Source organism: Nonomuraea sp. NPDC004702, from assembly GCF_053601695.1.
Genome location: NZ_JBSGCE010000028.1, coordinates 19507 through 34610, shown reverse-complemented (window position 1 = coordinate 34610; position 15104 = coordinate 19507). Strand labels below are relative to the sequence as shown.

The following is a 15104-nucleotide window of genomic DNA, read 5'->3' as shown; positions in this document are numbered from 1 at the left end:
CAGGGGAGAGGATCAGGCGAGGTCGTTGCGCGCCTCCAGCGGGGACGTCCGGGCCAGGGCGAACGTGCCCGCCGCGGTCAGGGCGGCGGCCGCGATCGGCGCGAGGCCGGACGGCAGCGGCTCGCCGAGCAGCAGCGCCCCGAAGGCCACCGCCGTGAGCGGGTCGGCGATCTGCAGCGAGGCGAAGGAGACGCCGAAGTGCCCGACGGCGTAGGCGCGTTGCAGCATCACCAGCGCCAGCAGCAGCGGCACCGGCAGGGCCAGCAGGTACCACCAGTTCCAGCCTCCGTCCACGAGCACGCGCATGAGCGTGGCGGTGGCGCCGTACAGGACGCCGGAGCCGGTGGCGAGCAGCGCGGCCCGGCCGGCGGGGGAGGCCGCCTTCGAGCCCGCCCACAGCAGCACCGCCGCGACGCCGGCCACGGCGAGCAGGGTGAGCACGCCCGTGGGCGCCAGGTACGTCGGCCCGTCGGACTCGGGCACCAGCAGCACCAGGCCGATCAGCCCGGCCGCGACCACGCCCGCCGCGGCCAGCTCCTTGCGGGAGGGCCGGCGGCCGTGCAGCGCGGCGGCGATGGGCAGCGCGAACAGCAGGCTGGCCACCCCCATCGGCTGCACCACGGTCAGCGGGCCGAGCCCGAGGGCGACGATGTGCAGGCCGCCGCCCGTCACGATGGAGACGCCGCCGAGCAGCCAGCGCGGCCTGCGCAGCAGGGCCAGCAGCGCGGGCTTCGCCGAGCCCGCCGCCTCGAACTGCTGCAGCGCGGCCCCGAGCGCGAAGAACAGCGAACCGACCAGCGCGATCGCCGCGGCCAGCACACTCATGCGCACTCCTTTCAGACGGATGGTTGCCGGACAGGGTCAAACGGACGTGTCCACCGGAAGACGTTCCGGGGAAGGCTGGGTGGCGCGCCGCTTCCTGGCCCACCGCACCAGCTCGACGAGCCCGGTGATCGACAGCGCGATCCCGAGCCCCAGCAGCAGGCCCTTGATCGGGTCGTTCTCGAAGGCCATGCCGCCGAAGAAGCCGATCAGCCCGGAGTACACCGCCCACGAGCTCGCCGCGATGGCGTCGAAGAACGTGAACGAGCGCAGCGGATGACCGACGGCGCCCATGGTCAGCGTCGTCGCGGTCCGCCCGCCGGGGATGTACCTGGCCACGACCAGCACCATTCCGCCCCGCTCGGCCAGCGCGCCGCGCGCCCAGACGAACGCCTTCTTGTCCCGCAGCCGCCTGGCCGACTTGTTGCCGATCAGGTACGACACGTGGTCGCCCACGAACGCGCCGAGCGCCGCGACCACGATCACCAGGGCCAGGTTGGTCTGGCCGGAGGCGGCGAACACCGCCGCGGTGATGACCGACGTCTCGGCGGGCACGACGGGGAAGAACCCGTCGAGCAGCGCGAGGGCGAACAGCGCCACGTACAGCCATGGCGATGACATCACCTGCTGGACGAGGTCGAGAATGGCGTGCGACATATGCGTGGACTCCGATCGTCAGGGCACTCACCAAGCCTGTCGGCGTGAGCGGACCGGGGACATCGGGGATGCCCCCGGTCGAACGCGGGCCCGTCCCCTAGGAGGGTCAGGGCCGCCTACCCCATGAAGGTAGAAATTCCGCAGGTCGTGGCACATCGGCCCATCGGCACGCGCCACCCCCTACTTTCGTCAGGGGCGGACGTGCGACTTCCGCGTGACACCCACGATCAAACCGGTTGCGCGCCCCGGAAACAGGAGAGGAGGTATCCGCCTTTCAGGTGGGGTTAGCCCCACCGTGATCACTGCACGAGGCCCCACCCTGACTTTCGTCAGGGGCGCCGCATGACCTTCGGGCGGGACCGGCCCCGCCGGGCGGCGGATACCGTCGGTGCGTGAACCGTCTGCGTCGTGAGAGCCGCCGTCAGGTCGTCCTCGACCTGCTGCTGTGGGCCGTGCTGGGCATCTTCGTGACCGCCATGGGCCCCGACCCGTTCGCCGATCCGGCCGGGTTCGCGTTGGTGACGCCGCCCAGGGTCGGGCTGGCCGCGCTGGCCGTGCTCGTGGGCCGGCCCTGGCCGCTGGCGGCGCTGGTGCTGCTGCTGCCGCTCGGCCCGTGGACCTTCACCGAGGGCTTCGCGACGGTGGACCTGACGTGGCTGCTGCCACGGCGCGACGTGAAGATCCTGCCGCTGCTCGCGACCTCGCCGTTCATCATCTGGTACGCCTACCTCACCGGCCGGCGCCTGACCCGGCTGTGGCCCGCGGGCGCCGTGTTCTGCCTGATCACGGCCATCGGCTGCGGGGTCGTGCTGCTCCAGGGCGGTGACCTGGCGCTGTGGGTGTCGATGGGCACCGGGCTCGTCGGCACGTACCTGGTGCCGTACCTGCTGGGGCTGCTCCGGCGGGGCGTGCTCCAGCAGCGGCGGCAGGCACGGCTGTCGGTCGAGGCGCAGGCGCGGCTGCGCGAGCGGGCCAGGATCGCCCGCGAGATGCACGACTCGCTCGGCCACGACCTGGCGCTGATCGCGGTGCGCGCCGGCGGGCTCGAAGTCGCCCCCGGGCTCGGCCCAGCCCAGGTCAAGGCGGCCGGCGAGCTGCGCATGGCGGCGGCCGACGCGACCGAGCGGCTGCGCCAGATCATCGGCCTGCTGCGCGAGGACGCCGAGGAGGCCCCGCTGTCCCCGGTGGGCGAGGACGTCGCCGAGCTGGTCGGCCGGGCCAGGGACTCCGGCATGTCGATCACCCTGGAGCTGGCGCCGGGGGCGTCGTCGGAGCTGGCGCACGCCGTCGTCCAGGAAGGGCTGACGAACGCGGCCAAGCACGCGCCGGGGGCGGCGGTCGCCGTGTCGGTCGCGCCGCACCGGGTGGTCGTGCGCAACGGCCCGCCGAGCTCGCGTCCCAGCGCCCGGCGCGGCGGGCTGGGCCTGGCGGGGCTGCGCGAGCGCGTACGGCTGGCCGGCGCCACGCTGACCGCGGGCCCGGACGGCGACGGCTTCCGCCTGGCCGTCGAGCTCCCCCGCGAGGGGGAGGCGGATCCCCGCCGGTCGGGAGGGGACCGGCCCGCCTGAGGCGCACGATCGTGGCATGACAGAACAGCGAGCGGGCATCGGCCGGCTCACCGCCGCGATCGTGGCGGTCGCCGCCACGCTGCCCTACCTCACGATCAAGACGCTCTGGCTGACCGGCGACCCCGTCGGCGTCTCCGACCCGGCGCTCATGGACAACGGGCAGATGCTGGGGATGAACGCGCTGACCTTCGCCATGGAGGCCGCCGGGCTGCTGCTGGCGCTGGCCTTCACCATGCGCTGGGGCATGCGGCTGCCCGCCTGGCTGGTGCTGCTGCCGCTGTGGGTGGGCACCGGCCTGCTGTCGGTGCTGGCCGTCACGACCCCGCTGATCCTGCTGATCGGCGGCCTGACGATCTTCAGCGGCGGCCCGATCCAGACCTGGGTCTACCTGGTCGTTTACGGCGGTTTCATCACCCTCGGCGTCGCCCTCATGACGGCCTTCGCCCTCTACGCCCGCGACCGCTGGCCCGCCGTCTTCGCCACCCCGGTCAGGCTGCCGTTCCCGAGCGCGACCAGATCGTTCCAGGAGGTGGTGGCGTGGGGCGCGCTCCTGGTGGCGACCGCCGTCGGGGCGCTGCGGGTCGTCATGGCGTTCGACGGGACCGTCCAGGCCGTGCAGAACGGGCTGAAGGCGCTGCTCGCGGTGGGCGGGGCGGCCGCGCTGGTGGTCCTGGTCAGGCGGCGCGGGAACGGCCCGTTCTGGCGGCCGCTGGCGCTGGCCTGGCTGGGGTCGGGCTCGTTGTTCGGCTGGGGGCTGTTCTCGATGATCGTCAGGTCCACGGGCGGCCCCCTGGCCTACGGCGGCACGGGCGTCGCGGACTTCGCCGAGCTGTTCGGCATGCTGACCGGGCTGGTGATGGGGATGTGTGGAGCGTTCCTGCTGGCCGAACGGTCAGGCGTGGGCCACGTGCAGCCTGGCCAGGACGCGCTTGAACGCCAGGATCGAGAAGGTGATCGCCAGCCCGCTGATCACGGCCACGGCTGAGGTGCGCAGCACCATGAACGCGCCGAGCGAGCCCTCCAGCTTCTCGTAGACGGCCAGGAAGATGCTCAGCGTCGAGTTGGCCAGCAGCACGAACGCCCACAGCAGGGTGATCCTGGCGAAGAACCTGCGCACCCGCTCGTGCTTGAGCACGGCCGACGGCAGGTGGATGTAGTCGAGGGTGAGCTTCTGCACCAGCGGCCGGTTGAGCCGGACGGAGGCCAGGAACACCATGCTGATGCAGATCGTGCCCAGCTCCGGCTGGATGAAGAACCACATCCAGGTGCCCGTCCAGAACGACACCAGGGCCCGCACCGTGACCGCGAACGCGGCCAGGAACATGGTGGCGGGCACCTTGATCCCTCTGACCAGCCGCCAGGCCACGCCGAGGTACACCCAGGAGACCGTGGCCACCAGGGCCCACTTGAAGCCCAGCACGACCATGGCGAGGTAGAACACCAGCAGGGGGGCGACCACGCCTTCGAGCAGGCGGGGGGCCGCCTGACGGGCGAGCGCGGTCAGACGGGGGAGTGCGACCGGATGGTGGTTCAAGGCTGCTCCGCAGATAGGCCGACGATCAGCGTCTACCCGGGCTTCGGGGGTCCAGGCTTGCCGGATGGACCGGTCGTCGTCACCGCCGGATGCGACTCCGCCCGGTGCGACCCCGAAGGCCGGTGGCCTACCGTACCGGAGCCCGGCGAGTAGGACTGCCGCTTTTGCCGCGTTCCATCTGTTCCATACGAAACCAGCTCACCCTTGAACCCGGCTTTCAGCCGAGTGACGCCGTGGCGAGCTTGGCGCCGAACCCGAGGAACAACGCGCCGACGCCCGAGGTCAGGCCCGCGCTCAGCTTCCTGTGCCGGCGGAACTGACCGGCCAGGAACGTGCCGGAGAAGATCAGCGTGGTGAGGTAGAGCACGCTGAAGATCTGGATCACCGCGCCCAGGATGAGGAACGACAACCAGGGGGCGCTGTACCCGGGGTCCACGAACGGGATGAAGAACGACAGGAAGAACAGGATCGCCTTCGGGTTCAGCAGGCTGATCGTCAGGGCCTTGCGGAACGGCCTGGCCTGCCGCACGGGGGCCGCCCCGGACTCGTCCGCCGCCGCCGGACGGGCCCGCCAGGCCCGTACCGCGCCGCGGATCATCTGGAAGCCCATCCAGGCCAGGTAGGCGGCGCCGGCGTACTTGACGACGGTGAACAGCACGGGCGTCGTGCGCAGCAGGGACGCGGCCCCGGCGGCGGCGAGCACCATCAGGACGGTGTCGCCGAGGAACACGCCCGCCGCGGCCCGGTAGCCCTGCCGGACGCCGTGCTGGGCGGCGAAGCTGAGGACGTACAGGGAGTTCGGGCCGGGGAGCAGCACGATGAAGAAGGCGCCGACGACGTAGGTCCAGATGTCCGTGATACCGAAGAACACGCTTAACGGTATCGCGTGATATGTGCCGATTCAGTCGGTCGGTGGCTGCACATTGCGGCGCTGATGCCTATTGACCCAGTAGGGATACTCGTGAATATCTGGTGTCATGGCTCTCTGGACCCCCGACCCCACGTTTTATCCTTCCCCGCGCGACGCCGTCGAGGCCCCCGTGGAGAAGCTGGCCTACGTCGCCGCCTTCGACCGGTCGGCGAACCGTCCGGACGCGCTGGCCGTGCTCGACACCGACCCCGCCTCGCCGGCCTACGGCACCGTGATCGGCTGGACCGACCTGCCCGGCACCGGCGACGAGCTGCACCACTTCGGCTGGAACGCCTGCAGCAGCGCCCTGTGCCCCAACGCGCCGCACCCGCACGTCGAGCGGCGCTACCTGGTCGTGCCCGGCCTGCGCTCCTCGCGCATCCACATCTACGACACCAAGGACCGGATCAGCCCCGAGCTGGTCAAGGTGATCGACGCCGAGTCGCTGGCCAGGCGGGCGGGCTACTCCCGCCCGCACACCGTCCACTGCGGTCCCGAGGGCCTGTACGTCTCGGCGCTCGGCGGCGCGGACGGCGCCGAGGGCCCCGGCGGCATCGCCGTGCTCGACCACACCTCCTTCGAGGTGCTCGGCCGGTGGGAGCTGGACCGCGGGCCGCAGTACCTCGCCTACGACTTCTGGTGGCACATCAACCACGACGTGCTGATCACCTCGGAGTGGGGCACGCCGTCCATGATCGAGGACGGCGTGGTCGGCGAGCTGCTGCTCGGCCGCAAGTACGGCCACAAGCTGCACTTCTGGGACCTGCGCAAGCGTCGGCACGTCCAGGAGGTGGACCTGGGCGACCAGCACCAGATGCCGCTGGAGCTGCGCCCCGCCCACGACCCCACCCGCCTGTACGGCTTCGTCGGCGTGGTCACCAGCGTCGAGGACCTGTCGGCCTCCGTCTGGCTGTGGTTCCACGAGGACGGCCGCTGGCAGGCGCGGAAGGTCATCAGCATCCCCGCAGAACCCGCCGACCCCGCCCTGCTGCCGCCCGTGCTGCAGCCGTTCGCCGCCGTGCCGCCGCTGGTCACCGACATCGCCCTCTCCGTGGACGACCAGCGCCTGTACGTCTCCTGCTGGGGCACCGGGGAGCTGAAGCAGTACGACGTGTCGGACCCGTACAAGCCGGTCGAGCTGGGATCCCTGCGGATCGGCGGCATCACCCGGCGCACCCCGCACCCCGCCGAGCCCGGCCTCCCGCTGCGCGGCGGCCCCCAGATGGTCGAGGTGAGCCGCGACGGCCGCCGCGTCTACCTCACCAACTCCCTCTACGGCTCCTGGGACGACCAGTTCTATCCTGAGGGCGTCGGAGCCTGGCTCGCCAAGGTCGACGCCGACTCCTTCACCTTCGACACCGCCTTCTTCCCCCACGGCGACGCCTTCCGCGGCCTGCGCCCCCACCAGGTGCGCCTCCAGGGCGGCGACGCCTCCTCCGACTCCTACTGCTACCCGTGACCATGCCCGCCACGATGCCCGCCATGAGCACCGCGACGGTCCTGCTGCTCGGAGCCTTCCATGGCCTGAACCCGGCCATGGGCTGGCTCTTCGCGGTGGCCCGCGGCCTGCAGGAGCGCAGCCGCGACCTGCTGCTCCAGTCGATCCCCGTGATCGCCCTGGGCCACCTGGCGTCGGTGGCCCTGGTCGCCCTGGTCGTGGCCGTCACCGGCTCCCTGGTGACGGGCGCGGCGCTGCCGGTGGTCGGCGGGCTGGTGCTGGTGGCGTTCGGGCTGTGGCGGCTGCTGTCCACCCGCCACTTCCGGTGGGTGGGCATGCGCCTGTCGCTCGCCCAGCTCGCCGGCTGGTCGTTCCTGATGTCGTCGGCCCACGGCGCCGGGCTCATGCTGCTGCCCGTACTCACCGGGCTGCGCGCGGAGGGCCACCCGGGGCACGCCGTCTCAGGAGGGCTGGCGGTGGCGGCCCTGCACACGCTGGCCATGTTCGTGGTGGCCGGTGTCGTGGCCCTGGTGGTCTACGAGGTGCTCGGCCTGACGATCCTGCGCCGCGCCTGGTTCAACGTGGACCGCATGTGGGCCGCCGCCCTGATCGCCGCCGGCCTCCTCACCCTCCTCCAGGCCTGACCGGAACACCTCGCTTAGCCGGTCGGCGTGAACGGCCCGGTCGATCCAGGTTTCGAGGACGGCGATGTCCGTGCAGGCGGTGACCCTCTCCCGCACGTCATCGGGCACCTCCACGCCTCGCCCGTCCAGCAACCACAAGAGCCTCCTGGCCATGGCCGCCGCTTCGCCTTCGGTGCGCAGCATCTCGGCGTACTCGGACCGGTAGCGGTACGTCATGGCCGCCCGTCAGCCCTGTTCCGGTTGCTCGTCGTCAATCCCGAAGATGTCGGAGAGGCTGGTGGCATGGACGGCCCTGTCGATCCAGGTGTCAATGACGGTGGTGTCGGTGCAGGCGAGAATGCGCTCACGCACGACGTCGGGGACCACTACGCCACGACGGTCGAGCAGCCGCAGCAGCGCTTTGGCTTCGCCTTCGGCGCGGCCTTTGGCTTCGCCTTCGGCGCGCAGCATCTGGGCGTACTCGGACTGGTAGCGGTAGGTCTTGGTCGCCATCAGGTCTCTCCAGATTCGTCGGGCGTCGGTGTTTCCGAGGCCTATTTCGGTTTGTTCGGCGATGTGTCCCGCGCTGGTGGTGTCGGTGGTGTCCAAGGCGTCTGCCAGGACTTCCAGTATGGCAGCGACCTCCTTGGAACGGGCGTGGGTCAGCGCCGAGAACATGGTGAGCACCACGTCGTTCACCGCCTCGGCGAGGTCGTCGATCACGGGGATGTTGTGCGGGCCCACGACGACCGCGCGGACGGACAGCGTCGGCCAGTCCGGCAGGCCGATCGTCTTCGGAAGGGCGGCCCAGGTGGCGGTCGCCTCGTCCTGGCAGATCACCAGCAGCGTCACGGGGCAGCCGAACTTGACGTGCACGTGGCTGATGTAGTGCGCCCAGGCGGCGGTCTTGCGGTCGTCGGGCTTGGACTGCGACTCGGTGATGACCGCGTGCTGTCCCTCCAGGGACGTGAACATCATGATCGTGTCGGCGCGCCGCTCGATCGGCTTGATCTCGGTCAGGTCGGTGTCCACCACCGCGACCTCGGTCGGTGACGGGAAGGGGATGTCGAGCACCTTGAAGACGCTCGTGCAGAGCTCTGGATTGTCACGGAAGACGCGGTGCAGCGCCTCGTGCTGGGAGGAGATCACGGGCGGAACGTTAGCGGCCGATGACGCTCTGTGTCCGCAAAAAAAGGACGGCAGGCGCGTGGAGGTGGAAAGAGTTCATCCCTGGGAGGAAACGGGCGGGAGAAAGATCTCTACCGGAGCATGTGCGCAGGCAGGGCAGGATGTGATGGATGCGGATATCCATCCTGGGGCCGTTGGAGGTCGAGGGCGACGGGGGAGCGGTCGTGGTCGGCGGTCTCCGGCTGCGGGCGCTGCTGGCCGTGCTGGCGCTCGAAGCGGGCCGTACGGTCACGGCGGAGCGGCTGATCGACGTGCTCTGGCCGCAGGAGCCGCCCGCCAACGCGGCCAACGCGCTGCAGACGCTGGTCAGACGGCTGCGGGCGGCGCTCAGGCCCGACGAGGTGATCGACAGTCGCCCCGGCGGGTACGCCCTCGCGCTCCCCGCCGAGCAGGTGGACGCGCTGGAGTTCCGGCGGCTGGCGGGCGAGGACGCGGACCGGGCACTGGCGTTGTGGCGTGGGGCGGCGCTGGCGGATCTCATGTCGGTCCCGTACCTGGCGGACGCGGCGACCGCGCTGGAGCTGGAGCGGCTGGCGGCGGTCGAGGCCAGGGCCGAGCGCCTGCTGGCGGCCGGGCGGCCGGTCGAGCTCGCCGCCGAGGTGACGGCGCATCCGTTGCGCGAGCGGCTGGTCGGGCTGGCCATGCGCGGGCTGGCCGCGTCCGGACGGCAGGCCGAGGCGCTGGAGCTGTTCGACCGCACCCGTCACCGGCTGGCCGACGAGCTGGGCGTCGATCCCGGCGCCGAGCTGCGGGCCGCGCACCTGGCCGTGTTGTCGGCGGAGCCGCCTCCGGTCGCGTGGCCCAGAAGCCGGCCGAAGGGCAACGTACGCAAGCCGCGCACCAGCTTCATCGGCCGGGAGGCCGAGCTCGGACGGCTCACCCGCCTGCTCCGCCACGACCGGCTAGTCACGCTCGTGGGCCCCGGCGGCGCCGGCAAGACCAGACTGGCGACCGAGGCCGCCCTCCAGCTGTCCACCGACCCCCGCACCGACGCGGCCCTCCAGCCCGCCACCGAACCGCGCACCGAGGCGGGCCTCCGGCCGGCCGCCGAACCCTCCACACCTCGGACGGCAGGCGAGCCCGGCGGTCGGCAGGGGGTCGTGGCGTGGATGGTGGAGCTGGGCTCGGTCAGTGACCCGGCCGGCGTGTCCGGAGCCGTGCTCGACGCGCTCGGCCTGCGCGACGACCGCCCCGGCTACCGCCCGCCCGAGGCGGCCAAGGACGTGGTCGAGCAGGTCGCCGAGGCGCTGGGCGAGCGGCCCGCGCTGGTCGTGCTGGACAACTGCGAGCACGTGGTGACGGCCGCGGCCGTGCTGGTCGAGAGGCTGCTCGACGAGTGCCCCGAGCTGCGCGTGCTGGCCACCAGCAGGGAGCCGCTCAACGTGCCGGGCGAGCGGCTGCTGCCCCTCCCGCCGCTCGAACCGCCGCCGGCGGGCGCCGGGCCCGCCGAGGCGGCGGCCTACCCGTCGGTGCGGCTGCTGGTCGACCGCGCGGCGGCGGCCCGGCCGTCGTTCGCCGTGGACGAGGGCAACGCGGCGGCCGTGGTCGCGCTCTGCCGCAGGCTCGACGGCATGCCGCTGGCCATCGAGCTGGCCGCCGCCCGGCTGCGCACGATGACCCCGCGCCAGCTCGCCGACCGGCTGGACGACAGGTTCAGGCTGCTCGACGGCGGCAGCCGTACCGCGCTGCCGCGCCAGCAGACGCTGCGGGCGGTCGTGGAGTGGAGCTGGGACCTGCTCGACGAGCGGGAACGCGTGCTGGCCAGGCGGTTCGGCGTGTTCGCCGGCGGCGCGTCCCTGGAGGCCGTCGAGGAGGTGTGCGGCGGCACGGCCGACGTCCTCGGCGCGCTGGCCGACAAGTCCCTGGTGCGCCTGTCGCCCGAAGGCCGCTACTCGATGCTGGAGACCATCCGCGCCTACGCCCTGGAACGCCTGGCCGAGGCGGACGAGACCGCCGAGTACCGCGACCGGCACGCCCGCCACCTGCTCGACCTGGCCGAACGCGCGGTGCCCGAGCTGCGCACCGCCACCCAGGTGGAGTGGATCGAACGGCTGGCGGCGGAACGCGACGACTTCGCGGCGGCGCTGCGCTGGCTGATCGACCGTCGGGACGCCGGGCCCGCGCTGCGGCTGTGCGGGGCGCTCAACTGGTACTGGTGGATGTGCGGCTACCGCCGCGAGAGCGCGGCCTGGGCCAGGCAGGCGCTCGACCTGGCCGGGGACACGCCGCCGCCGGGGCTCGCGGAGGCGTACACGTCCTGCATGTTCGCCTACGGCGTCGACGTGTTCGGGACGATCAGCAACGACCGCGCGGCCATGCTGGAGCTGTCGGCCCGGATGGAGGAGCTGGTGGAGCGGGCGGTCCGGGAGGGGCCGGTGCACCCGCTGCTACTGATCAGCAGGGTCGTCATGGCCGCGGCGGCCGGGCAGGACGAGCGGGCGGCCGCGCTGATCGGCGACTACGCCGGCAGCGACGACCTGTGGTTGTCGTCCGCCGCCCTGATGATCGGCGGCCGGATGCGGCCGGGGGGAGAGCGGGAGCGGGAGCTGGAACGGGCGGTCGAGGGGTTCCGGCGGCTCGGCGACCGCTGGGGGCTGAGCGAGGCGCTGCTGGGCCTGGCCGACCTGCGGGCCGAGCGCGGCGCAGGCGCCGACGACCTGATCGCCGAGACCAGGTCGCTGACCAGCGAATGGATCAGCGACGACGAGTCGATCTCCACCCTGATCCGGCTCGCCCAGCTCCGCCTGCGGGTGGACGACCTGGACGGCGCGGGCGCCGACCTCGCCATGGCCAGGTCCCGGGTGGGCGAGGAGACGTCGCCGTGGACGCTGGTGCTGCTGGGCCTGGGGGAGGCCGCGTACCAGGAGCGGCGCGGCGACCTGGCCGGCAGCCTGGCGATCTACCGGGACATGGACGGCGTCGTGGCCGCGGCTCCCCGGGTGCCGCAGATCACGGCGGTGTACCTGACCTCCTACGGCCGGGCCCTGGCCCGCGCCGGCGACCTGGACGCCGCGCTGGCCCGGCACCGCCAGGCGCTCGACGTCCTCGGCGACGTCAGCCCGGACCGGCCGCTGCTGTCGATGACGCTGGCCGGGTTCGCGCTGGCGGCGCAGGCCGCGGGCGACCAGGAACGGGCGGCGGTGCTGTTCGGCGGGGCGTCGGCGGTCGTCCCCCAGGACACCTCGCCCGACACCGCGGAGGGACACGCGGCGGCCAGGAAGGCGCTCGGCGACGAGCTCTTCGCCCGCCGTTTCGCCGAGGGCGCCGCCCTGCCGCCGGACGAGCTCTACGCGATGGCCCGCAGCACCACGTAGGAGGGCGCGGTCACCGCACTTTCCGGTTGTAGGCACGAAGGGCGAAGGGGGCGAAGAGGGCGAGCAGCGCGGCGGCCCAGCCGAGCGTGATCCACACGTCGGACGCCGCCAGGCCGCCCACCAGCAGCCCGCGCAGCGCGCCGGCCAGGTGCGAGACCGGGTTGACGCCCATCCACCAGGTCAGCCAGCCCGGCAGGTCGGTGGCGGGGATGAAGGCGCTGCTGCCGAACGTGAGCGGCAGCAGCACGGCGGTCGCGATGCCCTGCATCGAGGCGACCGACTTGGCCACCAGCCCGATCCAGGCCGACCCCCAGCTCAGCGCCGTCACCATGAGCAGCACCAGGCCGATCCCGGCCAGCGCGCTCAGCGGATCGGTCCGCACGCGGAAGCCGACGGCGTACCCCACGGCCAGCGACATGGCGATGGTGATCAGCAGGGTCAGCAGGTCGGCCATGATGCGCCCGGCCAGCGGCGCCGACCTGGCGATCGGCATGGTCCTGAACCGGTCGAACACGCCGTTGCCGATGTCGGTGGCCAGGTTCATGCCCGTCGTGATCGTCGCCATCAGCGCGACCTGGACGAGCACGCCGGGCAGCATGTACGACACCGCCCCCGCCCGGTCGCCGCCGGCCGCCCCGCCGAACAGGTAGACGAAGATGACGATCATGAAGACGGGCTGGAGCAGCAGCCCAGCGAGCTGGCCGGGGTTGTTCTTCAACGGGATCAGGCTGCGCCAGGCGAGCGTCAGCCCTTGGGAGAGCGCGGTGGTCATGAGCTTGCTCCGGTGAGTGTGCGGAAGACGTCGTCGAGGGAGGGCAGGCGCAGGGCGTGCTCGGCCAGCACGATCCCGGCGTCGTCCAGCCGCCTCAGCAGGTCGGGCGGCGCGGCCAGGTCGTGCACGGGCACGCTGAGCAGCCCGTCCACGGCCGTGGCGCCGAGGATCGAGCCGGCCTTCTCCAGGTCGGCGGCGTGCAGCGGCCGGACGTCCAGCCGGTGGCCGCCGGCCAGCGACTTGAGCTCGGCCGGCGTGCCGCTCGCCGCCACCCGGCCGCGGTCGATGACCAGCAGGTCGTCGGCGAGCTGGTCGGCCTCCTCCAGGTACTGGGTGGTCAGCAGGACCGTCACCCCGTCCGCGACCAGCTCCCTGACCACGTCCCACAGCTCGCCGCGGGCCCGCGGGTCGAGGCCGGTCGTCGGCTCGTCGAGGAACAGGATCCGGGGCCGGCTGACCAGGCTGACCGCCAGGTCCAGCCGGCGGCGCATGCCGCCCGAGTAGCCGGCCGCCGCCCGGCCCGCCGCCTCCTCCAGGCCGAACCTGGCCAGCAGCTCGGCGGCCCTGGCCCTGGCGGCCGCCCTGGACAGGCCGAGCAGGCGGCCGACGAGCACGAGGTTCTGGGTGCCGGTCAGCTTCTCGTCGACCGAGGCGTACTGGCCGGTCAGGCCGATCAGCTCGCGGACCCGGCGGGCCTGGGTGACGACGTCGTGCCCGCCGACCGTGGCGTGGCCGGCGTCGGGGGCGGCGAGGGTGGCCAGGATGCGGACGGCGGTGGTCTTGCCCGCGCCGTTGGGGCCGAGCACGCCGAGCACGGTGCCGGTCCTGACCCGCAGGCCGACGCCGTCCAGCGCGGTCTTGTCGCCGTACCGCTTGACGAGCCCTTCCGCTTCGATCGCGTATGTCATGCCCCCACGGTCGCGGAGGGCGCTGGCAGCGGCCTGGCACCTACCTGTCAGCCGCCGCCAGCGGCAGCACCCGGTGCGGCACGACGGTCGACAGCGCGATGACGGTGGTGCTCCGGCGCACGCCGGGGATCGTCAGCATCCGGTCGATCACCTGCTGCACGTGCTCGTTGTCGCGGCCCGCGACGCGGCACCAGACGTCGCCAGGACCGGTCACGATGCAGGCTTCGAGCAGCTCGGGGATGGACTCCAGGGTTCTGGAGATGTGCTCGCGGGCGGCCTGCTCGACCTCCAGGGTGGTGAACGCCTGCACCGGGTAGCCGAGCGCGGCGGGGGACAGGTTCGGGCCGTAGTCGATGATCACACCGTCCGCGGCCATCCGGTCCAGCCGGGCCTGTACGGTCCCCCGCGCCACCCCGAGCAGCCGGGCGATCTCCAGCAGCCCGCTGCGCGGTCGGTCGGCGACCAGGCGCAGGACGCGCAGGTCCAGATTGTCGAGCCCGCGGCGACGTGCCGGCATATTCGCCTCCCAAAAGCCGATTCGGCTGTCAGATCGGCAGCATACGGCGCGCGGTGTTGTCAGACCCGCCGGTCGTGCCGAGACTGCGGATCTTATGGAGCACCAGTTTCCGTTCGTCCCCTACCGGCCCGAACGTTACGACGCCGACGAGATGATCAAGCGCGGGGAGGAGTTCCACGCGCTGGCCGACCGGCGGCGCAGCGTGCGCTTCTTCAGCGACGAGCCGGTGCCGTACCGGTGCGTCGAGCTGGCCGTGCGGGCGGCCAACACCGCGCCGTCGGGCGCGCACCAGCAGCCGTGGAAGTTCGTGGTGATCGGCGACCCGGAGGTCAAGCGGCGCATCCGCGAGGCCGCCGAGGAGGAGGAACGCCGCAACTACGAGGGCGGCAGGCTGCCGCAGGAGTGGCGCGAGGCGCTGGCCCCGCTGGAGACGACCTCCGACAAGGGCTACCTGGAGGTCGTGCCGTGGCTGGTGGTGTGCTTCGCCGAGAAGTACGGCGTGCGCCCCGGCGGCCGCAAGGTCAAGCACTACTACGTCAACGAGAGCGTGGGCATCGCCTGCGGCCTGTTCATCACCGCCCTGCACGCCATGGGCCTGTCCACGCTCACCCACACCCCCAACCCGATGGCCTTCCTCAGCGAGATCTGCGAACGCCCCGCCAACGAGCGGCCCTACATCCTGTTCCCCGTCGGGTACGCCGCCCCCGACGCCGAGGTGCCTGACCTCGCCAGGAAACCGCTGGACGAGGCCCTGATCCGGTTCGACGGAAAATTGGGCCTTTCCTAGGGCACCCATCGTCTTCACTCTCAGTTCAGGCGCGGGTCAAACCCCCCAGTCCCGCGCGGGCGAGGA

General features: G+C 72.3%; 14 protein-coding genes. 6 read left to right on the top strand and 8 right to left on the bottom strand.

Annotated features, from left to right (window positions below; genetic code table 11):
* Positions 1-12: 12 nt before the first annotated feature.
* Together ACWEJ6_RS30095 and ACWEJ6_RS30090 are read right to left on the bottom strand one after the other, a co-directional pair.
* Positions 13-825 (bottom strand): DMT family transporter, encoded by an 813-nt coding sequence (locus tag ACWEJ6_RS30095; protein ID WP_358283843.1) that lies wholly within the window; start codon positions 823-825, stop codon positions 13-15.
* A gap of 36 nt (positions 826-861) precedes the next feature.
* The gene (locus tag ACWEJ6_RS30090) at positions 862-1479 is read right to left on the bottom strand and encodes a DedA family protein (RefSeq protein WP_452428085.1); all 618 of its coding nucleotides are present in this window, start codon (positions 1477-1479) and stop codon (positions 862-864) included.
* A 392-nt stretch (positions 1480-1871) separates the two neighbouring features.
* On the opposite strand from ACWEJ6_RS30090, the gene ACWEJ6_RS30085 reads away from it, so the two are divergent.
* Positions 1872-3047 (top strand): sensor histidine kinase, encoded by a 1176-nt coding sequence (locus ACWEJ6_RS30085; RefSeq protein WP_387667565.1) that lies wholly within the window; start codon positions 1872-1874, stop codon positions 3045-3047.
* A gap of 16 nt (positions 3048-3063) precedes the next feature.
* Positions 3064-4032 (top strand): hypothetical protein, encoded by a 969-nt coding sequence (locus ACWEJ6_RS30080; RefSeq protein WP_452428083.1) that lies wholly within the window; start codon positions 3064-3066, stop codon positions 4030-4032.
* Here ACWEJ6_RS30080 and ACWEJ6_RS30075 read toward each other — a convergent pair.
* Both ACWEJ6_RS30075 and leuE read right to left on the bottom strand, forming a co-directional pair.
* A complete protein-coding gene (locus tag ACWEJ6_RS30075) occupies positions 3940-4581 on the bottom strand; it encodes a VC0807 family protein (protein ID WP_364324307.1) in 642 nt (213 codons plus the stop codon). The genes ACWEJ6_RS30080 and ACWEJ6_RS30075 overlap by 93 nt on opposite strands.
* A gap of 217 nt (positions 4582-4798) precedes the next feature.
* Complete coding sequence (gene leuE, locus ACWEJ6_RS30070; protein ID WP_452428080.1) at positions 4799-5452, bottom strand: leucine efflux protein LeuE; 654 nt, start codon at positions 5450-5452, stop codon at positions 4799-4801.
* 106 nt (positions 5453-5558) lie between these two features.
* Here leuE and ACWEJ6_RS30065 point away from each other — a divergent pair, with 106 nt between their 5' ends.
* A complete protein-coding gene (locus ACWEJ6_RS30065; protein WP_387667557.1) occupies positions 5559-6950 on the top strand; it encodes a selenium-binding protein SBP56-related protein in 1392 nt (463 codons plus the stop codon).
* A 23-nt stretch (positions 6951-6973) separates the two neighbouring features.
* Positions 6974-7573 carry a hypothetical protein gene (locus ACWEJ6_RS30060; protein ID WP_452428078.1) on the top strand — a complete coding sequence of 200 codons (600 nt, stop codon included), beginning with the start codon at positions 6974-6976 and terminating at the stop codon, positions 7571-7573.
* A 225-nt stretch (positions 7574-7798) separates the two neighbouring features.
* On the opposite strand, the gene ACWEJ6_RS30055 is transcribed toward ACWEJ6_RS30060, so the two are convergent.
* Entirely contained in the window at positions 7799-8701 is a 903-nt protein-coding gene (locus ACWEJ6_RS30055; protein WP_452428076.1) for a hypothetical protein, read from the bottom strand.
* Positions 8702-8850: 149 nt separating this feature from the next.
* Between ACWEJ6_RS30055 and ACWEJ6_RS30050 the strand changes: the two genes are divergently transcribed.
* Complete coding sequence (locus ACWEJ6_RS30050) at positions 8851-12054, top strand: BTAD domain-containing putative transcriptional regulator (protein WP_452428074.1); 3204 nt, start codon at positions 8851-8853, stop codon at positions 12052-12054.
* 10 nt (positions 12055-12064) lie between these two features.
* Here the strand turns inward: ACWEJ6_RS30050 and ACWEJ6_RS30045 are convergent, their stop codons facing one another.
* From ACWEJ6_RS30045 to ACWEJ6_RS30035, 3 genes are read right to left on the bottom strand one after another with little or no spacing between them, the layout of a single operon-like run.
* Positions 12065-12826 (bottom strand): ABC transporter permease, encoded by a 762-nt coding sequence (locus tag ACWEJ6_RS30045; protein ID WP_352350427.1) that lies wholly within the window; start codon positions 12824-12826, stop codon positions 12065-12067.
* Positions 12823-13734 (bottom strand): ATP-binding cassette domain-containing protein, encoded by a 912-nt coding sequence (locus ACWEJ6_RS30040; protein WP_452428072.1) that lies wholly within the window; start codon positions 13732-13734, stop codon positions 12823-12825. Before ACWEJ6_RS30040 ends, ACWEJ6_RS30045 begins: the two co-directional genes overlap by 4 nt.
* Before the next feature lie 40 nt (positions 13735-13774).
* Positions 13775-14251, bottom strand: coding sequence for an Lrp/AsnC family transcriptional regulator (locus tag ACWEJ6_RS30035; RefSeq protein ID WP_452428070.1), 477 nt, complete (start codon positions 14249-14251; stop codon positions 13775-13777).
* A gap of 94 nt (positions 14252-14345) precedes the next feature.
* Here ACWEJ6_RS30035 and ACWEJ6_RS30030 point away from each other — a divergent pair, with 94 nt between their 5' ends.
* Positions 14346-15038 (top strand): nitroreductase family protein, encoded by a 693-nt coding sequence (locus ACWEJ6_RS30030; RefSeq protein ID WP_449917845.1) that lies wholly within the window; start codon positions 14346-14348, stop codon positions 15036-15038.
* Positions 15039-15104 lie beyond the last annotated feature (66 nt).